Source organism: Streptomyces sp. TLI_053 (genome assembly GCF_900105395.1).
GTDB lineage: Bacteria > Actinomycetota > Actinomycetes > Streptomycetales > Streptomycetaceae > Kitasatospora.
Genome location: NZ_LT629775.1, coordinates 4128252 through 4148649 on the forward strand (window position 1 = coordinate 4128252; position 20398 = coordinate 4148649).

Sequence of the window (20398 nt, forward strand, 5' to 3'; positions counted from 1 at the left end):
CGGAGTCGCGTCGACTCCGGGGCCCCGGGGGCGGTGCCGGGCGCGGTCAGCCCGAACCGATCACGTCCCGCACCTCCGCGAAGTGGCAGGCCGACTCGTGCGCGGCCGGCCCGCGCAGCGTCGACGGCACCGCCAGCAGCGGGATCTCGGTCGAGCAGCGCTCCTCCGCCTTCCAGCAGCGGGTGCGGAAGCGGCAGCCGGACGGCGGGTTGGCCGGCGAGGGGATGTCACCGCTGAGCAGGATCCGCTCGCGGTGCTCGCGCCCGGTCGGGTCCGGCACCGGCACCGCGGACAGCAGCGCCTGGGTGTACGGGTGGGTCGGGTGGGAGTAGATCTCCTCCTCCGTCCCGATCTCGACCATCTTGCCGAGGTACATCACACCGACCCGGTCGGAGATGTGCCGCACGATCGAGAGGTCGTGCGCGATGAACATGTACGACAGCTGGAACTCGTTCTGCAGCTGCTCCAGCAGGTTGATCACCTGGGCCTGGACCGAGACGTCGAGGGCCGAGACCGGCTCGTCGCAGATGATCAGCTCCGGCTTGAGCGCCAGGCCCCGGGCGATGCCGATGCGCTGGCGCTGACCGCCGGAGAACTGGTGCGGGTACCGGTTGATGTACTCCGGGTTCAGACCCACCACGTCCAGCAGGTCCTGCACCGCCCGGCGGCGGTCGCCCTTGGGCGCCACCTCGGGGTGGATCTCGAACGGCTCGCCGATGATGTCGCCGACCGTCATCCGCGGGTTCAGCGAGGTGTACGGGTCCTGGAACACCATCTGGATGTTCCGGCGCACCGCCTTCAGCCCGGCGCCGGTGAGCCGGGTGATGTCCTCGCCCTTGAACAGCACCTGGCCCGACGTCGCCTTCTCCAGGTTCATCAGCACCTTGGCCAGCGTGGACTTGCCGCAGCCGGACTCGCCGACGATGCCCAGCGTCTCGCCCTTGACCAGCGAGAAGGAGACGCCGTCCACCGCCCGCACCGCGCCGACCTGCTTCTTGAGGACGATGCCCTGGGTCAGCGGGTAGTGCTTGACCAGGTCCCTGACCTCCAGGATCGGCTCAGCCATGGAGGGTCTCCTTCCAGAAGTGGCAGGCGCTGCGGCGGCCCGGCAGGTCGGCCCCCTCGGCGTCCAGCACCGGGACCAGGCGCGGGAGTTCGGTGTGGCAGACGTCCTGGGCCCGGTCGCAGCGCGGGTTGAAGGCGCAGCCCGACGGGATCCGCAGCAGGCTCGGCGGCAGGCCCTGGATCGCGTAGAGGTTCTGGCCCTTCTGGTCCAGCCGCGGGATCGAGTTGAGCAGGCCCTTGGTGTACGGGTGCGCCGGGCGGGCGTACAGCTCGTGCACCGGGGCGGTCTCCACGATCCGGCCCGCGTACATCACCGCGATCTTGTCCGCGACGTCCGCGACCACGCCCAGGTCGTGCGTGATCAGGATCAGCCCCATGTTGAACTCGGCCTGCAGCTCCGCGAGCAGGTCCATCACCTGGGCCTGGACGGTGACGTCCAGCGCGGTGGTCGGCTCGTCCGCGATGATCAGGTCCGGCTCCAGCGCCAGCGCCATCGCGATCATGATGCGCTGGCGCATGCCCCCGGAGAACTGGTGCGGATAGTCGCCGACGCGCTGCCTGGCGGCGGGGATGCGCACCCGCTCCATCAGCTCGACGGCCTTCTCCTTGGCCTCCTTGCGGCTTGCGCCCTGGTGCACCCGGAACATCTCGCCGAGCTGGTAGCCGACGCTGAGCACCGGATTGAGCGAGGACAGCGCGTCCTGGAAGATCATCGCGATCTTCCGGCCCCGCACCGCCCGCCGCGCCTTGGGGCTCATGGTGAGCAGGTCCTCGCCCCGGAACCGGATCGAGCCGTTGGTGATCCGCCCCGGCGGCATGTCGAGGATGCCCATGATCGCCTGCGCGGTCACCGACTTGCCCGAACCGGACTCGCCGAGCACCGCCAGTGTCTCCCCCGCCGCCACCGAGTAGCTCACCCCGTTGACGGCCTTGGCCACGCCGTCCCGGGTGTGGAACTCGATGTGCAGGTCGTCGACCTCCAGCAGGGGCGTTCCGGGCACCAGGCTCTCCCGGCCCCTGCCGAGCAGCTGCACCGCGTCCGGGCCCGGCCCGGCGCCGTCCCTCGCCGGTTTCGTCATGTCAGTCATGGTCCGCGGCCCTCCTCAGCGCAGCTTCGGGTCGAGGGCGTCGCGCACCGCGTCGCCGAGCATGATGAAGGCCAGGACGGTGACGCTCAGCACCGCGGCCGGGAAGAGCAGCACGTGCGGGGCGTTCAGGAAGCGGGCCTGGGCGTCACTGATCATCAGGCCCCAGGAGATCGCCGGGGACTGGATGCCGATGCCCAGGTAGGACAGCGCGGCCTCGGCGCCGATGTACACGCCCAGGTTGATCGTCGAGACCACGATCACCGGCGCGACGGCGTTCGGCAGGATGTGCCGGCCGACGATCCGGCCGGTGCCCGCCCCGAGCGCCCGGGCGGCCACCACGTAGTCGTTGTGCTTGTTGGCCAGGACCGCCGAGCGCATCAGCCGGTAGATCTGCGGCCAGCCGAGCACGGCCATCACCGCGGAGACGGTCCAGGCGTTGCCCTCGCCCCAGGTGGACATGATCAGCATGCCGCCGAGCAGCAGCGGGATCGCGAAGAAGATCTCGGTGACCCGGGAGAGCACGCTGTCCCCGATCCCGCCGATCCAGCCGGCCCACAGACCGAGGCTGCCGCCGACCAGGACCACCAGCGTGGTGGTCACCATGCCGACGATGATGGAGTTGCGGGCGCCCCAGATGGTGCGGGTGTAGATGTCGCAGCCCTGGACGTCGAAGCCGAACCAGTGCGAACCGCTGGGCCGCTTCAACGAGTCGGCCAGGTTGCAGAAGCCGCCGGCCCGCGGGTCCCCGTCGGTGAACAGCTGCGGGGCGATCGCGAGGACGACCATGAACAGCACCAGGAAGCCGCCGATCAGGAACAGCGGGCTGCGCCGCAGGTCCGTCCAGGCGTCGGTCCAGAGGCTGGCGACCCGTTCGCTGCCGGCGTCCGGCGCGCCGGAACCCCTGCCGGTCGCCGGGGCCGCCGCCGCGGCCGGCCCTCCCGCGGCCGGCCCGGAGCCGGACTGCCCCGGGATCGCCGCGCCCGTGTTCTCGCTCTTCGTCGGCTCACTCATAGCGGATCCTCGGGTCCAGGACGGCGTACAGCAGGTCGACCACCAGGTTGGCGAACAGGTAGACCATCACCAGGGCGCTCACGATGCCCACGACGATGGTGCGTTCCCGCAGGTAGACGGACTGGAAGAGCTGGTGTCCGACGCCGGGGATGTTGAAGATGCCCTCGGTGATGACCGCGCCGCCCATCAGGCCGCCGAGGTCCATGCCCAGGAAGGTGACGATCGGGATCAGCGCGTTGCGCAGGCCGTGCCGGACCACCACCCGCAGCGGGCTGAGCCCCTTGGCCACCGCCGTACGGACGTAGTCGGCCCGCATGACCTCGATCAGGCTGGTCCTGGTGAGCCGGGCGACGTACGCCAGCGAGGTCGAGGCCAGGACGTAGCCCGGCAGCAGGTACGAACGGAAACCGGCCTCCTCGTTGAAGGAGACCGGGAAGAAGTCGATGCCGTAGTCGGTGTTGAGCTTCACCCCGATGACCAGTTGGAGCACGAAGCCGATCACGAAGACCGGGATCGAGATGACCATGAGGGTCGAGATCAGCACCACGTTGTCGATGAACTTGCCGCGCCGCAGGGCGGCGATCACGCCGGCGGTGACACCCACCACCATCTCGATGGCCAGGGCGACGAACGCCAGGTTGATGGTGTACGGGAAGGCCCGCTGCATCACGTCGACGACCTGGTTGCCCCGGTAGTCCTCGCCGAAGTCGCCCTTGAACAGGCCGGTCAGGTAGTCCCAGTACTGGACGAAGAACGGGTCGTCGAGGTGGTACCGGTCCCGCAGGACGGCCACGACGGCGGGGTCCTGCCTCTTCTCACCGGCCAGTGCGGCGATGGGGTCACCAGGCAGCAGGAAGACCAGTGCGTAGATCAGGAACGTCGCGCCGAGGATCACAGGTATGGCCTGGATGATCCGGCGGACCACATAGCGGCCCATGCGGTCTCCTCATGATCGGGGCACGCCGGCACCGGGCGGCGCGGAGGTTGCCCGCGCCGCCCGTCACGGCGTGCCGTTCGGACTGGACGGAGGTCAGGCCAGCTCGACGTTGGCCAGGTCGATGCGGTTCTGGGCGTCCACGACCACGTTCTTGACACCCTTGGTGTAGGCCGCCGAGGTCATGTAGGTGTAGACCGGGATGTACGGCAGGTCCTTGATCAGGATGTCGTCGGCCTGCTGGTACAGCTTCTGGCCGTCCTCCACCGACTTCGCCTGGTCGGCCTGGTCCAGCAGCGACTCGAACTGCTCGTTGACGTAACCGCCGTAGTTCGAGCCGTTCTCGATCGCGACCTTCGAGAAGATCGGGCGGAGGTAGTTCTCCATGGACGGGTAGTCCATCTGCCAGGCCATCCGGAAGGCGCCGGAGTACTCCTTGGCGCCCAGCGCGTCCAGGATCTTGCCGAACTTCTCGAACGGCTTGAAGGTGACCTCGACGCCGAGGTTCTTCTTCAGCTGGTTGCCGACCGCCTCGATCCACTCCTTGTGGCCGCCGTCGGCGTTGTAGCCCAGCTCGATGGTGTTGTTCGGGACGCCGCCGGCGGCGTCCCACACCTGCTTGGCCTTGGCCGGGTCGTACTTCGCCGCGTCACCCATGGCGCCCTTGCGGTAGCCCGGGATGATCGGGCTGATGAAGTCGTCGGCCGGGACGCGGGTGCCCGAGAAGATGGTCTTGGTGATCGCCTCGCGGTCGATCGCCATCGAGATCGCCTTGCGGATCTCCGGCTTGCCGTACGCGGCCGGGTTGGTCGCGATCGGGAAGCCGATGAAGCCGACGCCCGACTCCGGCTTGTAGATGTAGCGGTCACCGAATTCCTGGGCGACGGTCGCCATCGCCGAGATCGGGAGCTTGTTGGTGATCTGGATGTTGTTGGCCCGGAGGTCGTTGTAGGCTGTTTCCAGCTTGTCGTAAATCTTGAACGTGACGGAATCCAGCTTGGCCTTTCCGTCCGCCTCCGGGAAGTTCTCGTAACGCTTGAGCTTGATCTGCTGGTTGTGCTCCCACTTCCCGTCCATCTGGAACGGGCCGTTGCCGATCGGGGACTCCTCGAAGCTCTTCTTGTCCTGGAAGAAGGCCTTCGGCAGCGGGTAGAAGGCGGTGTAACCGAGCATGACCTTGAACTGCGAGAACGGGGCGCTCAGCGTGACGGTGAAGGTCTTGTCGTCGACGACCTTCAGGCCCTTGAGCTTGTCGGTGGTCGGCTTCTTGTCCTTGCCCGGGGACAGCTCCTCGGAGCCCTCGATCTTGGAGAAGAAGGGCAGGCCCTCGGCCGCGTTGTCCTGGTTGGCGCCCCAGTTCCACGCGTCGACGAAGGACTGCGCGGTGACCTTCTCGCCGTTGTGGAAGGTGTAGCCGTCCTTCAGCTTGATCGTCCAGACCTTGCTGTCGGGGGTCTCGATCGACTCGGCGACGCGCAGCCCCGGCTCGTTCGTCTTCCGGTCGTACTCGACCAGGCCGGCGAAGACCTGCGCCAGCACCTGGGCGCCCTCGGACTCCGCGGTGTTCTGCGGGATCAGACCGTGCTGCGGCTCACCCGACTCGATGCTGATCGAGCCGCCCTTCTTGCCCGACGCGTTCGCCCCGTCCGTGGACTTCTTGCCGCTGCCGGTGGTGCACGCGGAGATCGCGAGCGCGGTGCACGCGGCCAGCGCGGTCCAGCGCATCGTCTTGGTGAGCCTCATTCAACTGCTCCTCGATTTAGGGGCTTGGGAACGAACGGCGCCCCGCCAGTCGGTGTGCCGCGCACGGCGGGGGTCGACATCTCAGGGCCGATCCGCACAGCCGGCGAGGTGACCACTGATACGCGCAGAGCAACTATCGATCACCCGACCCCTTCGGTGGAATCGCCGTCACATCTCTTTTCAATTACAGGCCGGGACCAACCCGTGACAATACTCGGCAAATTCCGCCATATCGCGCGCGGAGTCGTCGGTTCCGCTTTCCGGATAGCGAACCGATAACACCGGTATTCGAATATTTACGAAGCGTAATGATCAATTTCGATGATCGCCCGCGGGCATCCGCCGGAATTCCCGCAGGTCGGCGGGTGGACAAAAAGGGAGCGCGCCCTCCGAAAGGAGGACGCGCTCGTCCGACGGGGCGGGGCCCCGCTGTCAACCGCTTTCCGACGGCTCCCCCGGGGTCGTCCCCGCGCGCTCGGCCGCGAAGTGGCAGGCCGACTCGTGTGCGGCGAGCCCGGCCAGTCCGCCCGGCACCGCCAGCAGCGGCACCTCGGTGGTGCAGCGCTCCTGGGCCTTCCAGCAGCGGGTGCGGAAGCGGCAGCCGGACGGCGGGTTGGCCGGCGAGGGCACGTCGCCGGTCAGCACGATCCGGTCCCTGACCTCGCGCGCCGCCGGGTCCGGCACCGGCACCGCGGACAGCAGCGCCTGGGTGTACGGGTGGGTGGCGTGCTCGTAGATCTCCAGATCGCTGCCGACCTCGACCATCTTGCCGAGGTACATCACGCCGACCCGGTCGGAGATGTGCCGCACGATCGAGAGGTCGTGCGCGATGAACATGTAGGAGAGGTTGAACTCCCCCTGCAGCTGCTCCAGCAGGTTGATCACCTGGGCCTGGACCGAGACGTCGAGGGCCGAGACCGGCTCGTCGCAGATGATGATCTCGGGCTTGAGCGCCAGACCTCGGGCGATGCCGATGCGCTGGCGCTGACCGCCGGAGAACTGGTGCGGGTACCGGTTGATGTACTCCGGGTTCAGACCGACGACGTCGAGCAGGTCCTGCACCGCCTTGCGGCGGTCGCCCTTCGGCGCCACCTCGGGGTGGATCTCGAACGGCTCGCCGATGATGTCGCCGACCGTCATCCGCGGGTTCAGCGAGGTGTACGGGTCCTGGAACACCATCTGGATGTTCCGGCGCACCGCCTTCAGCCCGGCGCCGGACAGCTTGGAGATCTCCTCGCCCTTGTACTTCACCGAGCCGCCGGTGGCCGGCTCCAGGTTCATCAGCACCTTGGCCAGCGTGGACTTGCCGCAGCCGGACTCACCGACGACACCCAGCGTCTCGCCCTGCATGAGGTCGAAGGAGACCCCGTCGACCGCCTTCACCGCACCGATCTGCTTCTTGAACAGCACGCCCTTGGTGAGCGGGAAGTGCTTGATCAGGTCACGGACTTCGAGGATCGGCTCGCCGCTCGCCACCTCCTGGGCGAAGGCGGCCTCCGCCGGCGAGTCGAGTGCGCCGGCCCCGTCATCGGTCATGGAGGGTCTCCTTCCAGAAGAAGCAGGCGCTGCCCCGCCCGGCCAGTTCGGTGCCGTCCTCCGCGGTGACCGGGAACAGCTCCGGCACCTCCTGCCGGCAGACGTCCTGGGCCCGCGGGCAGCGCGGGTTGAAGGCACAGCCCGGCGGGATCCGCAGCAGGTTCGGCGGCAGGCCCTTGATCGCGTACAGCTCCTGGCCCTTCTGGTCCAGGCGCGGGATCGAGTCCAGCAGGCCCCGGGTGTACGGGTGGGCGGGGCGGGCGTACAGCTCGTGCACGGGTGCCGTCTCCACGATCCGGCCCGCGTACATCACCGCGATCTTGTCCGCGACGTCCGCGACCACGCCCAGGTCGTGCGTGATCAGGATCAGCCCCATGTGGTACTCGGCCTGCAGCTCCGCGAGCAGGTCCATCACCTGGGCCTGGACGGTGACGTCCAGCGCGGTGGTCGGCTCGTCGGCGATGATCAGGTCCGGCTCCAGCGCCAGCGCCATCGCGATCATGATGCGCTGGCGCATGCCCCCGGAGAACTGGTGCGGATAGTCGTTGACCCGGTCCTTGGCGGCGGGGATGCGCACCCGCTCCATCAGCTCGACGGCCTTCTCCTTGGCCTCCTTGCGCGAGCTCTTGTGATGGGCGCGGAACATCTCGCCGAGCTGGAAGCCCACGGTCAGCACCGGGTTGAGCGAGGACAGCGCGTCCTGGAAGATCATCGCGATCTTCTGGCCCCGGATCCGGCGCCGCCGCTCCTTGTCCATCGCCAGCATGTCCTCGCCGCGGAAGCGGATCTCGCCGCGGGGGATCCGGGCCGGCGGCATGTCGAGGATGCCCATGATCGCCTGCGCGGTCACCGACTTGCCCGAACCGGACTCGCCGAGCACCGCCAGCGTCTCCCCCGCCGCCACCGAGTAGCTCACCCCGTTGACGGCCCTGGCCACGCCGTCCCGGGTGACGAACTCGACGTGCAGGTCGCGGACGTCGAGCAACGGGCCCTCGTACGGTGCCTCCCGGCGGGAGGTACCGGTGTCGACTGCTGTGGTCACGATGCGTCCCCTCGCTCAGCGCAGCTTCGGGTCGAGGGCGTCGCGCACCGCGTCGCCCAGCATGATGAAGGCCAGGACGGTGATGGAGAGCGCCGCGGCCGGGAAGAAGAGCACGTACGGCGCCGTCCGGATCACCTTCTGGGCCGAGGAGATGTCGATGCCCCAGGAGATGGTCGGGTCCTGCAGGCCGATGCCGAGGAAGCTCAGCGTCGCCTCGGTGGCGATGTAGCCGCCGAGCGCGATGGTCGCCACCACGATCACCGGCGCGACCGCGTTCGGCAGGATGTGCCGGAACATCAGCCGCCCGGTGCCGGCGCCGAGCGCCCTCCCGGCCATCACGTAGTCGGCCTGTTTGACGGTCAGCACCGCGCCGCGCATGACCCGGGCGATCTGGGTCCAGCCCAGCACGCCCAGCGCGACGACCACGGTCCACACCGTGCGGGTGGAGAAGGCGTTCAGCAGGACCAGCGCGCCGAGCAGCAGCGGGATGCCGAAGAAGATGTCGATGATCCGGGAGAGCAGCGCGTCCACCGGGCCGCCGAAGTAGCCGGCCACCATGCCGCACAGCCCGCCGAGCAGGGTGACGATGGCGGTCACGAAGATGCCGACCGTGATCGAGGCCCGGGCGCCGTAGACGACCCGGGCGTAGATCGAGCGCCCCTGGCCGTCGTAGCCGAACCAGCCCGCGCCGAAGAAGTCCGTCCAGTCCGGCCGCTTCAGGTAGTCGTTCACCAGGTCGGCCTTGCGCGGGTCGGCGTCGGTGAACGCCCCGGGGAAGATCGCCATCACGATCAGCAGCAGGATCAGCACCGCCGAGATCAGGAAGATCGGGCGCCGCCGGAGGTCCCGCCAGGCGTCGCCCCAGAGGCTGCGGGCCTCTTCCCGCTTCTCCGGGTCCGGCTCGACCAGGGTCTCCTGCTCGACCGCCATGCCCTGTTCGCCGGCGTAGTCCAGGTGGTCCACCCCCGGCTTGGGATGCCGCTCGAAGGAACTCTCGTCGTGGATGTCAGGCATAGCGGATCCTCGGGTCCAGGACCGCGTAGAGCAGGTCGACGACGAGGGAGGCCACCAGGTAGACGATCACCAGGACGGTGACGATACCGACCACGGTGGGCCCCTCCTTCTGGTTGATCGCCCGGTACAGGACGTTGCCGATGCCCTGCACGTTGAAGATCCCCTCGGTCACGATCGCGCCGCCCATCAGCGCGCCGAGGTCGGTGCCGAGGAAGGTGACCACCGGGATCAGCGAGTTGCGCAGCAGGTGGCGGGTGACGATGGTGCGCCGGGGCAGCCCCTTGGCGACCGCGGTGCGCATGTAGTCGGCCCGCAGGTTCTCACCGATCGAGGTCCGGGTGAGCCGGGCGACGAAGGCGAGCGAGAGCGAGCCCAGCACGACGGCGGGCAGGATCAGCTGCGAGAGGTCCTTGGAGTTCTGCACCGTCGGGGTGACCCAGCCCAGATTGGTGGCGAAGACCGTCTGGGCGATGTACGCCAGCACGAAGACCGGGATGGAGATCACCAGCAGGGTGAGCACCAGCACCAGGGTGTCCTGGATGCTGCCGCGCTTGAGGCCGGAGACCAGGCCGAGCAGCAGGCCGAAGACCAGCTCGAAGGCGAAGGCCATCAGGGCCAGCCGGATGGTGACCGGGAAGGCGTCCGCCATGATGTCGCTGACCGGACGGCCGGTGAAGCTGGTGCCGAAGTCCCCCTGGAAGAGGTTCCCCATGTAGTGCAGGTACTGCTTCCAGATCGGCTGGTCCAGGTAGTACTTGTGCTTGATGCTGGCCACCACGGCGGGGTCCGCTGCCTTGTCCCCGAACAGCGCCGAGACCGGGTCGCCCGGCAGCGTGTAGACCATCAGGAAGATCAGCAGCGTGGTGCCGAAGAACACCGGGATCATCTGCAGCACCCGCCGCAGCACATAACTGCCCATTCGAGCCTCCTTCCTAGGGATGTGGTCGAGTGCCCGGGGCCCCGCCCTCCGTGCGGGAAGGGCGGGGCCTGCGCGGGGGAGCTCGTCAGCCCTTGACCTCGACCTGGGTCCAGGCCGGGTTGCCGAAGGAGTCGAACTTCACGTTCTGGACCTTGGTGGAGTAGCCCGAGTTGGTGCGGTAGTACCAGAGCGGGATGGCCGGCATGCCGCCGGCCAGCACGGCCTCGGCCTGCTGGTAGCCGGTCACCGAGTCGGCCACGCTGGCGGCCTGGTCGGCCTGGGTGGAGAGCTGGTCGAACTGCGGGTTGCTGTAGCCGAAGTCGTTGGACGCGGCGCCGGTGCGGTAGACGTCGGCCAGGAAGTTGGCGTTCAGCGGGTAGTCCTGGACCCAGCCGGTGCGGAAGGCGCCGTTGATCTGGTGGCCGGTGATCGCCGCGCGGGCGGTCTTGAAGTCGGGCCGGGGGTCGCCCACGCAGTCCACGCCGGTGCTCTGCCGGATCGAGTTGCAGACCGCGTCGACCCACTCCTTGTGGCCGCCGTCGGCGTTGTAGGTGATGGTCAGCCGGTTGCCGGGGACGCCGCCGCCCTCGGTGACCAGCTGCTTGGCCTGGGCCGCGTTGAAGGTGCAGAACTGGCCGCACTGGCCGTCCTTGTAGCCCTCGACGCCCTCGGCCACCCAGGCGGTGGCCGGCTTGCGCGAGCCCTGGAGCACCGTCTTGGTGATGGTGTCGCGGTCGATCGCCATCGACAGGCCCTGCCGGACCTTCGCCTTGTCCGGGGAGGCCCAGTCCGCCTGGTAGAGCGTGAAGCCGATGTTCTGGATGGCGCCCTGCGGCGAGTCGACCGCCCGGTCCCCCAGGTCGGTCTTGTAGGTGGCCAGGGCGGAGGGCGGCACCTGGTCCATCACGTCCAGGTTGTTGGACTGGAGGTCGGCGTAGGCGGCCTCGGCGGTGCTGTACATCTTGAAGACGACGCCGCCGTTCTTCGGCTTGTCCACGCCCTGGTAGCCCGGGTACGCCTTGGTGACCAGCTGCTGGTTGTGGTCCCAGCTGACGAACTGGTAGGGGCCGTTGCCGACCGGCTTCTGCCCGTACCCGGCGGGGTCGTTGAAGAAGGCGTCCGGCAGCGGGGAGAAGGCGATGTAGCCGAGCTTGTACTCGAAGTACGAGACCTTGCCGCTCAGCTTGACCGTGAAGTGCAGGTCGTCGACGACGGTGAGCCCGGACATCTTGTTGGTGGCCGGCTGGCCGCTCGCCGGGTGGACGTCCTGGTAGCCCTCGATGTCGGAGAACCAGGTGCTGTTGATCTGGTTGTTCGCGGTGGTCGCGGCCCAGTTCCAGGCGTCCACGAAGTTCTTGGCGTGCACCGGGGTGCCGTCGTGGAAGGTCCAGCCGTCCTTCAGCGTGATGGTGAAGGTCTGCGAGTCACTGGTGTCGATCTTGTCCGCGACCTGCATCCGGATCTTCGCGTTCGAGGGGTCGTAGTCGACCAGCCCCTTGAAGAGGTTCTGGATGATGCGTCCGCCGCCGGTCTCGTTGGCGTTGGCCGGCTGCAGCGGGTTCTGCGGCTCACTGCTCTGGTAACTGAAGGTCTTGCTGGTGTCCGACGAGCCGCTGCTGCCGTCGCTGCTGCTGCTGCACCCGCTGGCCACCAGGGCCACGGACGTCGCTGCGGCGAGGACCCATCGAGCACGGGTGGCCACGGGCATGGAGGTCCCTCCTCAAGGTGTGTGACGCATCACACCCCATGAGAAGCGCGGCACCGTGGCGGCGCGAGTCGGGTACCCCCGGACGGGTGCACGGCCGCCGCGTCCGGTTGACGCCCCGCCCGACCGGGCCGGGAAACGCCGGAGGGGCCCGTGCCGCGAACGGCTACGGGCCCCTCCGGGCGGGGTCGGACGCGGGATCAGGCCGCGGCCGGCTCCCGCACCTCCGCGAAGTGGCAGGCCGACTCGTGCTTGGCCGCACCGCTCAGCACCTCGGGCACCGCCAGCAGCGGGACCTCGGTCGAGCAGCGCTCCTCCGCCTTCCAGCAGCGGGTGCGGAAGCGGCAGCCGGACGGCGGGTTGGCCGGCGAGGGGATGTCACCGGTCAGGATGATCCGGTCGCGGGACTCACGGGCCGTCGGGTCCGGCACCGGCACCGCGGACAGCAGCGCCTGGGTGTACGGGTGGGTGGCGTTCTCGTAGATCTCCTCGTCCGTGCCGATCTCGACCATCTTGCCGAGGTACATCACGCCGACGCGGTCGGAGATGTGCCGGACGATGGAGAGGTCGTGGGCGATGAACATGTAGGAGAGCTCGAACTCGTTCTGCAGCTGCTCCAGCAGGTTGATCACCTGGGCCTGGACCGAGACGTCGAGGGCCGAGACCGGCTCGTCGCAGATGATGATCTCGGGCTTGAGCGCCAGACCGCGGGCGATGCCGATGCGCTGGCGCTGACCGCCGGAGAACTGGTGCGGGTACCGGTTGATGTACTCCGGGTTCAGACCGACGACGTCGAGCAGGTCCTGCACCGCCTTGCGGCGGTCGCCCTTCGGCGCCACCTCGGGGTGGATCTCGAACGGCTCGCCGATGATGTCGCCGACCGTCATCCGCGGGTTCAGCGAGGTGTACGGGTCCTGGAACACCATCTGGATGTTCCGGCGGACGGCCTTCAGGCCGGCACCGGACAGCTTGGAGATGTCCTCGCCCTTGAACAGGACCTGGCCGGAGGTGGCCCGCTCCAGGTTCATCAGCACCTTGGCCAGCGTGGACTTGCCACAGCCGGACTCACCGACGATGCCGAGGGTCTCGCCCCTCGCCAGGTCGAAGGAGACGCCGTCGACGGCCTTGACGGCGCCGACCTGCTTCTTGAACAGGATGCCCTGGGTCAGCGGGTAGTGCTTGACCAGGTCCTTGACCTCCAGGATGGGCTCAGCCATGGAGGGTCTCCTTCCAGAGGTGGCACGCGCTGCGGCGGCCGGTGAGCTCCTTGCCGTCCTTGTCGGTCACCTGGTGCAGCTTCGGGATGTCCGTGCGGCACACGTCGGTGGCGACGTCACAGCGGGGGTTGAACGCGCAGCCGGCCGGGACCTTGAGCAGGTTCGGGGGCAGGCCCTTGATCGCGTACAGCTCCTGGCCCTTCTGGTCCAGGCGCGGGATCGAGCGGAGCAGGCCCTTGGTGTACGGGTGCGCCGGGTTGGCGTACAGCTCGTGCACGGGGGCGGTCTCGACGATCCGGCCGGCGTACATCACGGCGATCTTGTCCGCGACGTCGGCGACCACGCCGAGGTCGTGGGTGATCAGGATCAGGCCCATGTTGTACTCGGCCTGCAGCTCCGCGAGCAGGTCCATCACCTGGGCCTGGACGGTGACGTCCAGCGCGGTGGTCGGCTCGTCCGCGATGATCAGGTCGGGCTCCATGGAGAGCGCCATGGCGATCATGATGCGCTGGCGCATACCGCCGGAGAACTGGTGCGGGTAGTCGCCGACGCGCTGCCTGGCGGCGGGGATGCGGACCCGCTCCATCAGCTCGATGGCCTTCTCCCGGGCCTCCTTCTTGGAGGCGCCGCGGTGCACCCGGAACATCTCGCCGAGCTGGGCGCCGACGGTCATCACCGGGTTCAGCGAGGACAGCGCGTCCTGGAAGATCATCGCGATCTTCTGGCCGCGGATCTGCCGGCGGTCCTCCTCGCTCATCGCGAGCATGTCCTGCCCGCGGAAGAGGATCTGGCCCTGGCTGATCTTGCCCGGCGGCATGTCGAGGATGCCCATGATGGTCTGGGCGGTCACCGACTTGCCGGAGCCGGACTCGCCGAGCACCGCCAGCGTCTCACCGGCGGCCACGGAGTAGTTGACTCCGTTCACGGCCTTCGCGACGCCGTCCCGAGTGTGGAACTCCACGTGGAGGTCCTTGACCTCCAGCAGCGGGGTGCCAACCTCCAGGCGGCCGTTCTTCTGGTTCTTCTCGATCACGGTGGTCATCGGGTCGTCACCTCTTCTCTCAGCGGAGCTTCGGGTCGAGGGCGTCGCGGACCGCGTCGCCGAGCATGATGAAGGCCAGAACGGTGACGCTCAGTACGGCCGACGGGAAGAGCAGGACGTGCGGCGCGTCGAGGAAGCGGACCGACGCGTCACTGATCATCAGGCCCCAGGAGATCTCCGGCGGCTGGACGCCGATGCCCAGGTAGGACAGGGCGGCCTCGGCGCCGATGTAGACACCCAGCGAGATCGCGGACACGACGATCACCGGCGCGATGGCGTTCGGCAGGATGTGCCGGAAGGTGATCCGGCCGGCGCCGGCGCCGAGGGCGCGGGCGGCCATCACGTAGTCGTTGTTCTTGTTGGCCAGCACCGAGGCGCGCATGATGCGGAAGATCTGCGGCCAGCCGAGCACGGTCATGACGACCGAGACGGTCCAGGCGTTGCCCTTGCCGAGCATCGACATGATCAGCATGCCGCCGAGCAGCAGCGGGATCGAGAAGAAGATCTCGGTGAAGCGGGACAGGATCGAGTCGACGATCCCGCCCTTCCAGCCGGCCAGCAGGCCGAGCAGGGCACCGACCAGCGTGACCATCGAGGTGGTCAGCACGCCGACGATGATCGAGTTGCGGGCGCCCCACACCGTGCGGGTGTAGATGTCGCAGCCCTGGACGTCGAAGCCGAACCAGTGCTCGGCGCTCGGGCGCTTCAGCGAGTCGGCCAGGTCGCAGGCGTTGTTGTCGAACGGGCTCCCGTCCGTGAACCAGCCCGGCACGACGGCCAGGATGATCAGGAAGGACACCAGCGCTGCGCCGATGATGAAGACCGGGTTGCGGCGCAGGTCGCGCAGAGCGTCCGACCAGAGGCTGGCGACGCGCTCCGGCTTCTGCTTCTTCTCCGGCGAGGACTTGGGGGTGTTGTCCCCGGAAGGGGCCTCGGCGCCCTTGGTGATGGTCTCACTCATAGCGGATCCTCGGGTCGAGCACGGCGTACAGCATGTCCACGAGCAGGGTGGTGACCAGGTAGATCATCACCAGCAGCGTGACGACGCCGACGATGATGGTGCCCTGCTTCTGGTACACGGCCTGGGCGAGCAGACCGCCGATGCCGTGGATGTTGAAGATCTTCTCGGTGATGACCGCGCCGCCCATCAGACCGCCGAGGTCGGCACCGAGGAAGGTGACGATCGGGATCAGGGCGTTGCGCAGGGCGTGCCGACCGATGACCCGGCGCTTCTTCAGACCCTTGGCGACCGCGGTGCGGACGTAGTCCGCGCGCATGGTCTCCATCAGGCTGGTGCGGGTCAGTCGGGCCACGTACGCGAGCGAGGTCGAGGCCAGGACGAAGGCCGGCAGCAGGTAGCCGCGCAGCCCGTCCTCCTCGTTGAACGAGACGGAGAAGATCTCGATGCCGTAGTCGTTCTTCAGCTTGACGCCGAGGACGAGCTGGAGCACGAAGCCGGTGACGAAGACCGGGATCGAGATCACGAACAGCGTGCTGATGAGGACCAGCTGGTCCAGGAACTTGCCCTTGCGCAGGGCCGCCATGACGCCCGCCAGCACACCGATGATCGCCTCGATGACGAAAGCCACGATGGCGAGGTTGACGGTGAACGGGAACGCCTCGCTGATCATGTCGCTCACCTGGCGACCCGTCAGGCTCTCGCCCAGGTTCCCCTGGAAGACGCCCGTGATGTAGTTCCAGTACTGGAGCAGGAACGGGTCGTTCAGGTGGTACTTCTGGCGGATCATCTCCGCCACGATCGGGTCGGCCTTCTTCTCACCGGCCAGCGCCTGCACCGGGTCGCCGGGCAGGCTGAAGCACAGCCAGTAGATCAGGAACGTCGCGCCGATCAGAACAGGGATCGCCTGTATCAGTCGGCGGATCACATAGCGGCCCATCAGACCTCCACACTTTCGGACAAGGAAGGGAGGCGGGAGGACTCGGACTGTAGTCCGGTCCGCCCGCCCCCGATCGTCTGATTAACCGGATCAGCCGGCGAGCTCGACCTCGTCCAGGTTCATGCGACCCTGGGCGTCGGTGTCGAAGTTCTTGATCTTCTTGCTGTACGCCGCGGACGACATGTAGGTGTAGACCGGGATGTACGGCAGGTCCTCGATGAGGACGTCATCGGCCTGCTGGTACAGCTTCAGACCCTCCTCCGGGCTCTTCGCCTGGTCGGCCTGGTCCAGCAGCGACTCGAACTTCTCGTTGACGTAGCCGCCGTAGTTCGAGCCGTTCTCGATCGCGACCTTCGAGAAGATCGGACGCTCGTAGTTCTCGATCGACGGGTAGTCCATCGACCACGCCATGCGGAAGGCACCGGAGTACTGCTTCTCGCCCAGCGCGTCCAGGATCTTGCCGAACTTCTCGAACGGCTTGGTGGTGACCTCGACGCCCAGGTTCTTCTTCAGCTGGTTGGCGACGGCCTCGATCCACTCCTTGTGGCCACCATCGGCGTTGTAACCCAGCTCGATGGTGTTGTTCGGGACGCCACCGACCGAGTCCCACAGCGCCTTGGCCTTGGCCGGGTCGTACTTCGCCGCGTCGCCCATGGCGCCCTTGCGGTAGCCCGGGATCAGCGGGTTGACGAAGTCGTCGGCCGGGACGCGGGTGCCCGAGAAGATGGTCTTGGTGATCGCCTCGCGGTCGATCGCCATCGAGATCGCCTTGCGGACCTCGGGCTTGCCGTAGGTGGCCGGGTTGGTGGCGATCGGGAAGCCGATGTAGCCGACGCCGGACTCCGGCTTGTAGATGTAGCGGTCGCCGAACTCGCCCTTGACCGTGCCCATGGCCGAGATCGGGAGCTTGTCGGTCGCCTGGATGTTGTCGGCGCGCAGGTCGTTGTACGCCGTCTCCAGCTTGTCGTAGATCTTGAAGGTGACGCCCTGCAGCTTCGCCTTGCCGTCGGAGGCCGGGAAGTTGTCGTAGCGCTTGACCTTGATCTGCTGGTTGTGCTCCCACTTGCCGTCCATCTGGAACGGGCCGTTGCCGATGGGGGCCTCTTCGAAGGTCTTCTTGTCCTGGAAGAAGGCCTTCGGCAGCGGGTAGAACGCGTTGTAGCCCAGCATGGTCTTGAACTGGGAGAACGGGGCGCTCAGCGCGACCGTGAAGGTCTTGTCGTCGACGACCGTCAGGCCCTTGAGCTTGTCGGTGGTCGGCTTCTTGTCCTTGCCCGGGGCCAGGTCCGCGGAGCCCTCGATCTTCGCGAAGAACGGCAGGCCCTCGGCGGCGTTGTCCTGGTTGGCGCCCCAGTTCCAGGCGTCCACGAAGGACTGCGCGGTGACCTTCTCGCCGTTGTGGAAGGTGTAGCCGTCCTTCAGCTTGATCGTCCACAGCTTGCTGTCGGGAGACTCGATCGACTCGGCGACGCGGAGCTTCGGCTCGTTGGTCTTGCTGTCGTACTCGATGAGGCCGGCGAACAGCGCGCCCAGGACCTCGGCACCCTCGGACTCCGCGGTGTTCTGCGGGATCAGGCCGTGCTGCGGCTCACCGAGCTGAACGGCGATGGTGCCGCCGCCGGAGGCAGCCTTGTCGCTGCTCTTCGAGCTGGTGCTGCAGGCGGTCGCCGCGAGAGCGATCGCGGTCGCTGCCACGAGCCACTTGGTCTGGGTTGCACCACGCATGGGGGGATGCCTCCTGAATTCGACTTTCCAACGAGGAGAGCACCGCGGTCGGTTGTCACCGCTCCGCTGTGCCGTCCGCGCTCGTGGTTTCGGCGCGCACCCCTGCGCGTTAACCCTTGACCCGAGCCTGACTGCACCCACTATGTGTCACCCATGGACACGAAAGTGACCACTGCCGATCTCAATTAGGTCACATGAACGGTCGGTAAGTTTCGAAAATCGGACATAAGAGACATACTCAGACAGGCATCAAACGGACAGTCGTCATGAATGACGGACTGTCACGTTCGCTCAGCGGACACCTTGACGTGGTAAGCGCTATTCGGTTTATACCTGCGCCGACATCATCGAGTAGTTGAAAAAGTTCGCCCCCCTCTCCATCGGAAAGGGGGGCGACTGTTTCCGGCCGAAGCACGGCCGGAGAAGCTCAGAAGGCCGGAATCAGGCCTTCTTGGCGCGCGAAGCGGTACGCCCGCGCTCCTTCTGGTCCAGGACGACCTTACGGATACGCACGGTCTCCGGGGTCACCTCGATGCACTCGTCCTCGCGGCAGAACTCCAGCGACTGCTCGAGCGAGAGCTTGCGCGGCGGCACCAGGTTCTCGGTGGTGTCGGAGGAAGCCGCACGCATGTTGGTGAGCTTCTTCTCCTTGGTGATGTTGATGTCCATGTCGTCCTGGCGCGAGTTCTCGCCGACGATCATGCCCTCGTACACCTCGGTGGTGGGCTCGACGAAGAGCGTGCCGCGCTCCTGGATGCCCATCATCGCGAACGGCGTCACGACGCCCGCGCGGTCGGCCACCAGCGAACCGTTGTTGCGCATGCGCAGCTCGCCGAACCACGGCTCGTGGCCCTCGAAGATGCTGTGCGCGATGCCGGTGCCGCGGGTGTCGGTCAGGAACTGGGTCCGGAAGCCGATCAGGCCGCGCGACGGGACGATGAACTCCATGCGGACCCAGCCGGAGCCGTGGTTCGTCATGGTCTCCATGCGGCCCTTGCGGGTCGCCATCAGCTGGGTGATCGCGCCGAGGTACTCCTCGGGGCTGTCGATGGTCATCCGCTCGACCGGCTCGTGGGTCTTGCCGTTGATGACCTTGGTGACGACCTGCGGCTTGCCGACGGTCAGCTCGAAGAGCTCCCGGCGCATGGTCTCGACCAGGATGGCCAGCGCCAGCTCGCCGCGGCCCTGGACCTCCCAGGCGTCCGGACGCTCGGTCGGCAGCACGCGGAGCGAGACGTTACCGATCAGCTCGCGGTCCAGGCGGTCCTTCACCATGCGGGCGGTGACCTTGTGGCCCTTGCCGCCCTTGCCGACCAGCGGCGAGGTGTTGGTGCCGATGACCATCGAGATGGCCGGCTCGTCCACGGTGATGAGCGGCAGCGCGACCGGGTTCTCCAGGTCGGCCAGGGTCTCGCCGATCATGATCTCCGGGATGCCCGCGACGGCGCAGATGTCGCCGGGGCCGGCCACCTCGGCCGGCTTGCGGGTGAGCGCCTCGGTCATCAGCAGCTCGGTGATCTTGACCTGCTGGACCGAACCGTCCCGCTTCATCCACGCGACCTGCTGGCCCTTGCGCAGCTCGCCCTGCTCGACCCGGCAGAGCGCGATACGGCCGAGGAAGTTGTCGGCGTCCAGGTTGGTGACGTGCGCCTGGAGCGGCGCGTCCTCGTCGTAGGTCGGGGCCGGCACGTGCTCCAGGATGGTGGAGAAGAACGGCTCCAGCGAGTCGCTGTCGGCCGGCACGGTGCCGTTCTCCGGCTTGGTCATCGAGGCGACGCCGTCACGCGCACAGGCGTAGACGATCGGGAACTCGATCTGGTCCTCGGTGGCGTCGAGGTCCAGGAAGAGGTCGTAGGTCTCGTTGATGACCTCGTCGATCCGGGAGTCCGGGCGGTCGGTCTTGTTGATGCAGAGGATGACCGGAAGCTTGGCCGTCAGGGCCTTGCGGAGCACGAAGCGGGTCTGCGGCAGCGGGCCCTCGGAGGCGTCGACCAGCAGCACGACCGCGTCGACCATCGACAGGCCGCGCTCGACCTCACCACCGAAGTCGGCGTGGCCGGGGGTGTCGATGATGTTGATCGTGATCGGCGCGCCACCCTCCTTGGGGTGGTACTTGACGGCGGTGTTCTTCGCGAGAATGGTGATGCCCTTCTCGCGCTCCAGATCGTTGGAGTCCATCATCCGGTCGTCGAGGTGCTGGTGGGCGGCGAAGGCGCCGGCCTGCTTCAGCATGGCGTCGACCAGGGTGGTCTTGCCGTGGTCGACGTGGGCGACGATGGCAACGTTGCGGATGTCATTGCGCGTGGGCATGCTGAGCGGATTCTCCCGGAATCGTGGGTTACGGCGCCCGGCTGCGTGACGCCGACCGGCGATCCCTGTTGATCGCCGCCGCCCGTTCCGCCTGCTACTACCGGTCCACCCGCCGGGCACGACATGCCACGGCTTCCTCCTATCGTACG

At 67.5% G+C, this 20398-nt stretch carries 16 protein-coding genes; all 16 read right to left on the reverse strand.

Annotation, left to right across the window (positions count from 1 at the left end):
- Positions 1-46 precede the first annotated feature (46 nt).
- On the reverse strand, positions 47-1066 hold the full coding sequence (locus BLU95_RS16435; protein WP_093860678.1) for an ABC transporter ATP-binding protein: 1020 nt from the start codon (positions 1064-1066) through the stop codon (positions 47-49).
- The gene (locus BLU95_RS16440) at positions 1059-2153 is read right to left on the reverse strand and encodes an ABC transporter ATP-binding protein (protein WP_173862060.1); all 1095 of its coding nucleotides are present in this window, start codon (positions 2151-2153) and stop codon (positions 1059-1061) included. Before BLU95_RS16440 ends, BLU95_RS16435 begins: the two co-directional genes overlap by 8 nt.
- A gap of 15 nt (positions 2154-2168) precedes the next feature.
- Positions 2169-3164, reverse strand: coding sequence for an ABC transporter permease (locus BLU95_RS16445; protein WP_093860680.1), 996 nt, complete (start codon positions 3162-3164; stop codon positions 2169-2171).
- Entirely contained in the window at positions 3157-4101 is a 945-nt protein-coding gene (locus tag BLU95_RS16450) for an ABC transporter permease (protein ID WP_093860681.1), read from the reverse strand. The genes BLU95_RS16445 and BLU95_RS16450 overlap by 8 nt, the downstream gene beginning before the upstream one ends.
- Positions 4102-4194: 93 nt before the next feature.
- Positions 4195-5841 (reverse strand): peptide ABC transporter substrate-binding protein, encoded by a 1647-nt coding sequence (locus BLU95_RS16455; protein WP_093860682.1) that lies wholly within the window; start codon positions 5839-5841, stop codon positions 4195-4197.
- Positions 5842-6273: 432 nt separating this feature from the next.
- Positions 6274-7377: an ABC transporter ATP-binding protein gene (locus tag BLU95_RS16460; RefSeq protein WP_093860683.1), complete on the reverse strand. Its 1104-nt coding sequence runs from the start codon at positions 7375-7377 to the stop codon at positions 6274-6276.
- On the reverse strand, positions 7367-8419 hold the full coding sequence (locus BLU95_RS16465) for an ABC transporter ATP-binding protein (protein ID WP_093860684.1): 1053 nt from the start codon (positions 8417-8419) through the stop codon (positions 7367-7369). The genes BLU95_RS16460 and BLU95_RS16465 overlap by 11 nt, the downstream gene beginning before the upstream one ends.
- 15 nt (positions 8420-8434) lie before the next feature.
- Complete coding sequence (locus BLU95_RS16470) at positions 8435-9349, reverse strand: ABC transporter permease (RefSeq protein WP_030397126.1); 915 nt, start codon at positions 9347-9349, stop codon at positions 8435-8437.
- Between the two features lie 76 nt (positions 9350-9425).
- Positions 9426-10352, reverse strand: a complete 927-nt coding sequence (locus tag BLU95_RS16475; protein WP_030397125.1) for an ABC transporter permease — start codon at positions 10350-10352, stop codon at positions 9426-9428.
- 85 nt (positions 10353-10437) lie between these two features.
- Positions 10438-12060, reverse strand: a complete 1623-nt coding sequence (locus BLU95_RS16480) for a peptide ABC transporter substrate-binding protein (protein ID WP_093860685.1) — start codon at positions 12058-12060, stop codon at positions 10438-10440.
- A 197-nt stretch (positions 12061-12257) separates the two neighbouring features.
- Positions 12258-13274, reverse strand: a complete 1017-nt coding sequence (locus tag BLU95_RS16485) for an ABC transporter ATP-binding protein (protein WP_093860686.1) — start codon at positions 13272-13274, stop codon at positions 12258-12260.
- On the reverse strand, positions 13267-14316 hold the full coding sequence (locus BLU95_RS16490) for an ABC transporter ATP-binding protein (protein WP_093860687.1): 1050 nt from the start codon (positions 14314-14316) through the stop codon (positions 13267-13269). Before BLU95_RS16490 ends, BLU95_RS16485 begins: the two co-directional genes overlap by 8 nt.
- A 19-nt stretch (positions 14317-14335) precedes the next feature.
- Entirely contained in the window at positions 14336-15277 is a 942-nt protein-coding gene (locus BLU95_RS16495) for an ABC transporter permease (protein ID WP_093860688.1), read from the reverse strand.
- Positions 15270-16214: an ABC transporter permease gene (locus BLU95_RS16500; RefSeq protein ID WP_093860689.1), complete on the reverse strand. Its 945-nt coding sequence runs from the start codon at positions 16212-16214 to the stop codon at positions 15270-15272. The genes BLU95_RS16495 and BLU95_RS16500 overlap by 8 nt, the downstream gene beginning before the upstream one ends.
- 90 nt (positions 16215-16304) lie before the next feature.
- Entirely contained in the window at positions 16305-17939 is a 1635-nt protein-coding gene (locus BLU95_RS16505; protein WP_093860690.1) for a peptide ABC transporter substrate-binding protein, read from the reverse strand.
- A 441-nt stretch (positions 17940-18380) separates the two neighbouring features.
- Positions 18381-20249, reverse strand: coding sequence for a translational GTPase TypA (gene typA, locus BLU95_RS16510; protein WP_093860691.1), 1869 nt, complete (start codon positions 20247-20249; stop codon positions 18381-18383).
- Positions 20250-20398 lie beyond the last annotated feature (149 nt).

Excerpts from the sequence above, each read along its gene's own strand:
- BLU95_RS16495 (WP_093860688.1), bottom strand. The coding sequence starts at position 15,277 with ATGAGTGAGACCATCACCAAGGGCGCCGAGGCCCCTTCCGGGGACAAC.
- typA (WP_093860691.1), bottom strand. The coding sequence starts at position 20,249 with ATGCCCACGCGCAATGACATCCGCAACGTTGCCATCGTCGCCCACGTC.
- BLU95_RS16440 (WP_173862060.1), bottom strand. The coding sequence starts at position 2,153 with ATGACTGACATGACGAAACCGGCGAGGGACGGCGCCGGGCCGGGCCCG.
- BLU95_RS16445 (WP_093860680.1), bottom strand. The coding sequence starts at position 3,164 with ATGAGTGAGCCGACGAAGAGCGAGAACACGGGCGCGGCGATCCCGGGG.
- BLU95_RS16450 (WP_093860681.1), bottom strand. The coding sequence starts at position 4,101 with ATGGGCCGCTATGTGGTCCGCCGGATCATCCAGGCCATACCTGTGATC.
- BLU95_RS16455 (WP_093860682.1), bottom strand. The coding sequence starts at position 5,841 with ATGAGGCTCACCAAGACGATGCGCTGGACCGCGCTGGCCGCGTGCACC.
- BLU95_RS16500 (WP_093860689.1), bottom strand. The coding sequence starts at position 16,214 with ATGGGCCGCTATGTGATCCGCCGACTGATACAGGCGATCCCTGTTCTG.
- BLU95_RS16505 (WP_093860690.1), bottom strand. The coding sequence starts at position 17,939 with ATGCGTGGTGCAACCCAGACCAAGTGGCTCGTGGCAGCGACCGCGATC.
- BLU95_RS16485 (WP_093860686.1), bottom strand. The coding sequence starts at position 13,274 with ATGGCTGAGCCCATCCTGGAGGTCAAGGACCTGGTCAAGCACTACCCG.
- BLU95_RS16435 (WP_093860678.1), bottom strand. The coding sequence starts at position 1,066 with ATGGCTGAGCCGATCCTGGAGGTCAGGGACCTGGTCAAGCACTACCCG.
- BLU95_RS16480 (WP_093860685.1), bottom strand. The coding sequence starts at position 12,060 with ATGCCCGTGGCCACCCGTGCTCGATGGGTCCTCGCCGCAGCGACGTCC.
- BLU95_RS16475 (WP_030397125.1), bottom strand. The coding sequence starts at position 10,352 with ATGGGCAGTTATGTGCTGCGGCGGGTGCTGCAGATGATCCCGGTGTTC.
- BLU95_RS16460 (WP_093860683.1), bottom strand. The coding sequence starts at position 7,377 with ATGACCGATGACGGGGCCGGCGCACTCGACTCGCCGGCGGAGGCCGCC.
- BLU95_RS16470 (WP_030397126.1), bottom strand. The coding sequence starts at position 9,349 with ATGGCGGTCGAGCAGGAGACCCTGGTCGAGCCGGACCCGGAGAAGCGG.
- BLU95_RS16490 (WP_093860687.1), bottom strand. The coding sequence starts at position 14,316 with ATGACCACCGTGATCGAGAAGAACCAGAAGAACGGCCGCCTGGAGGTT.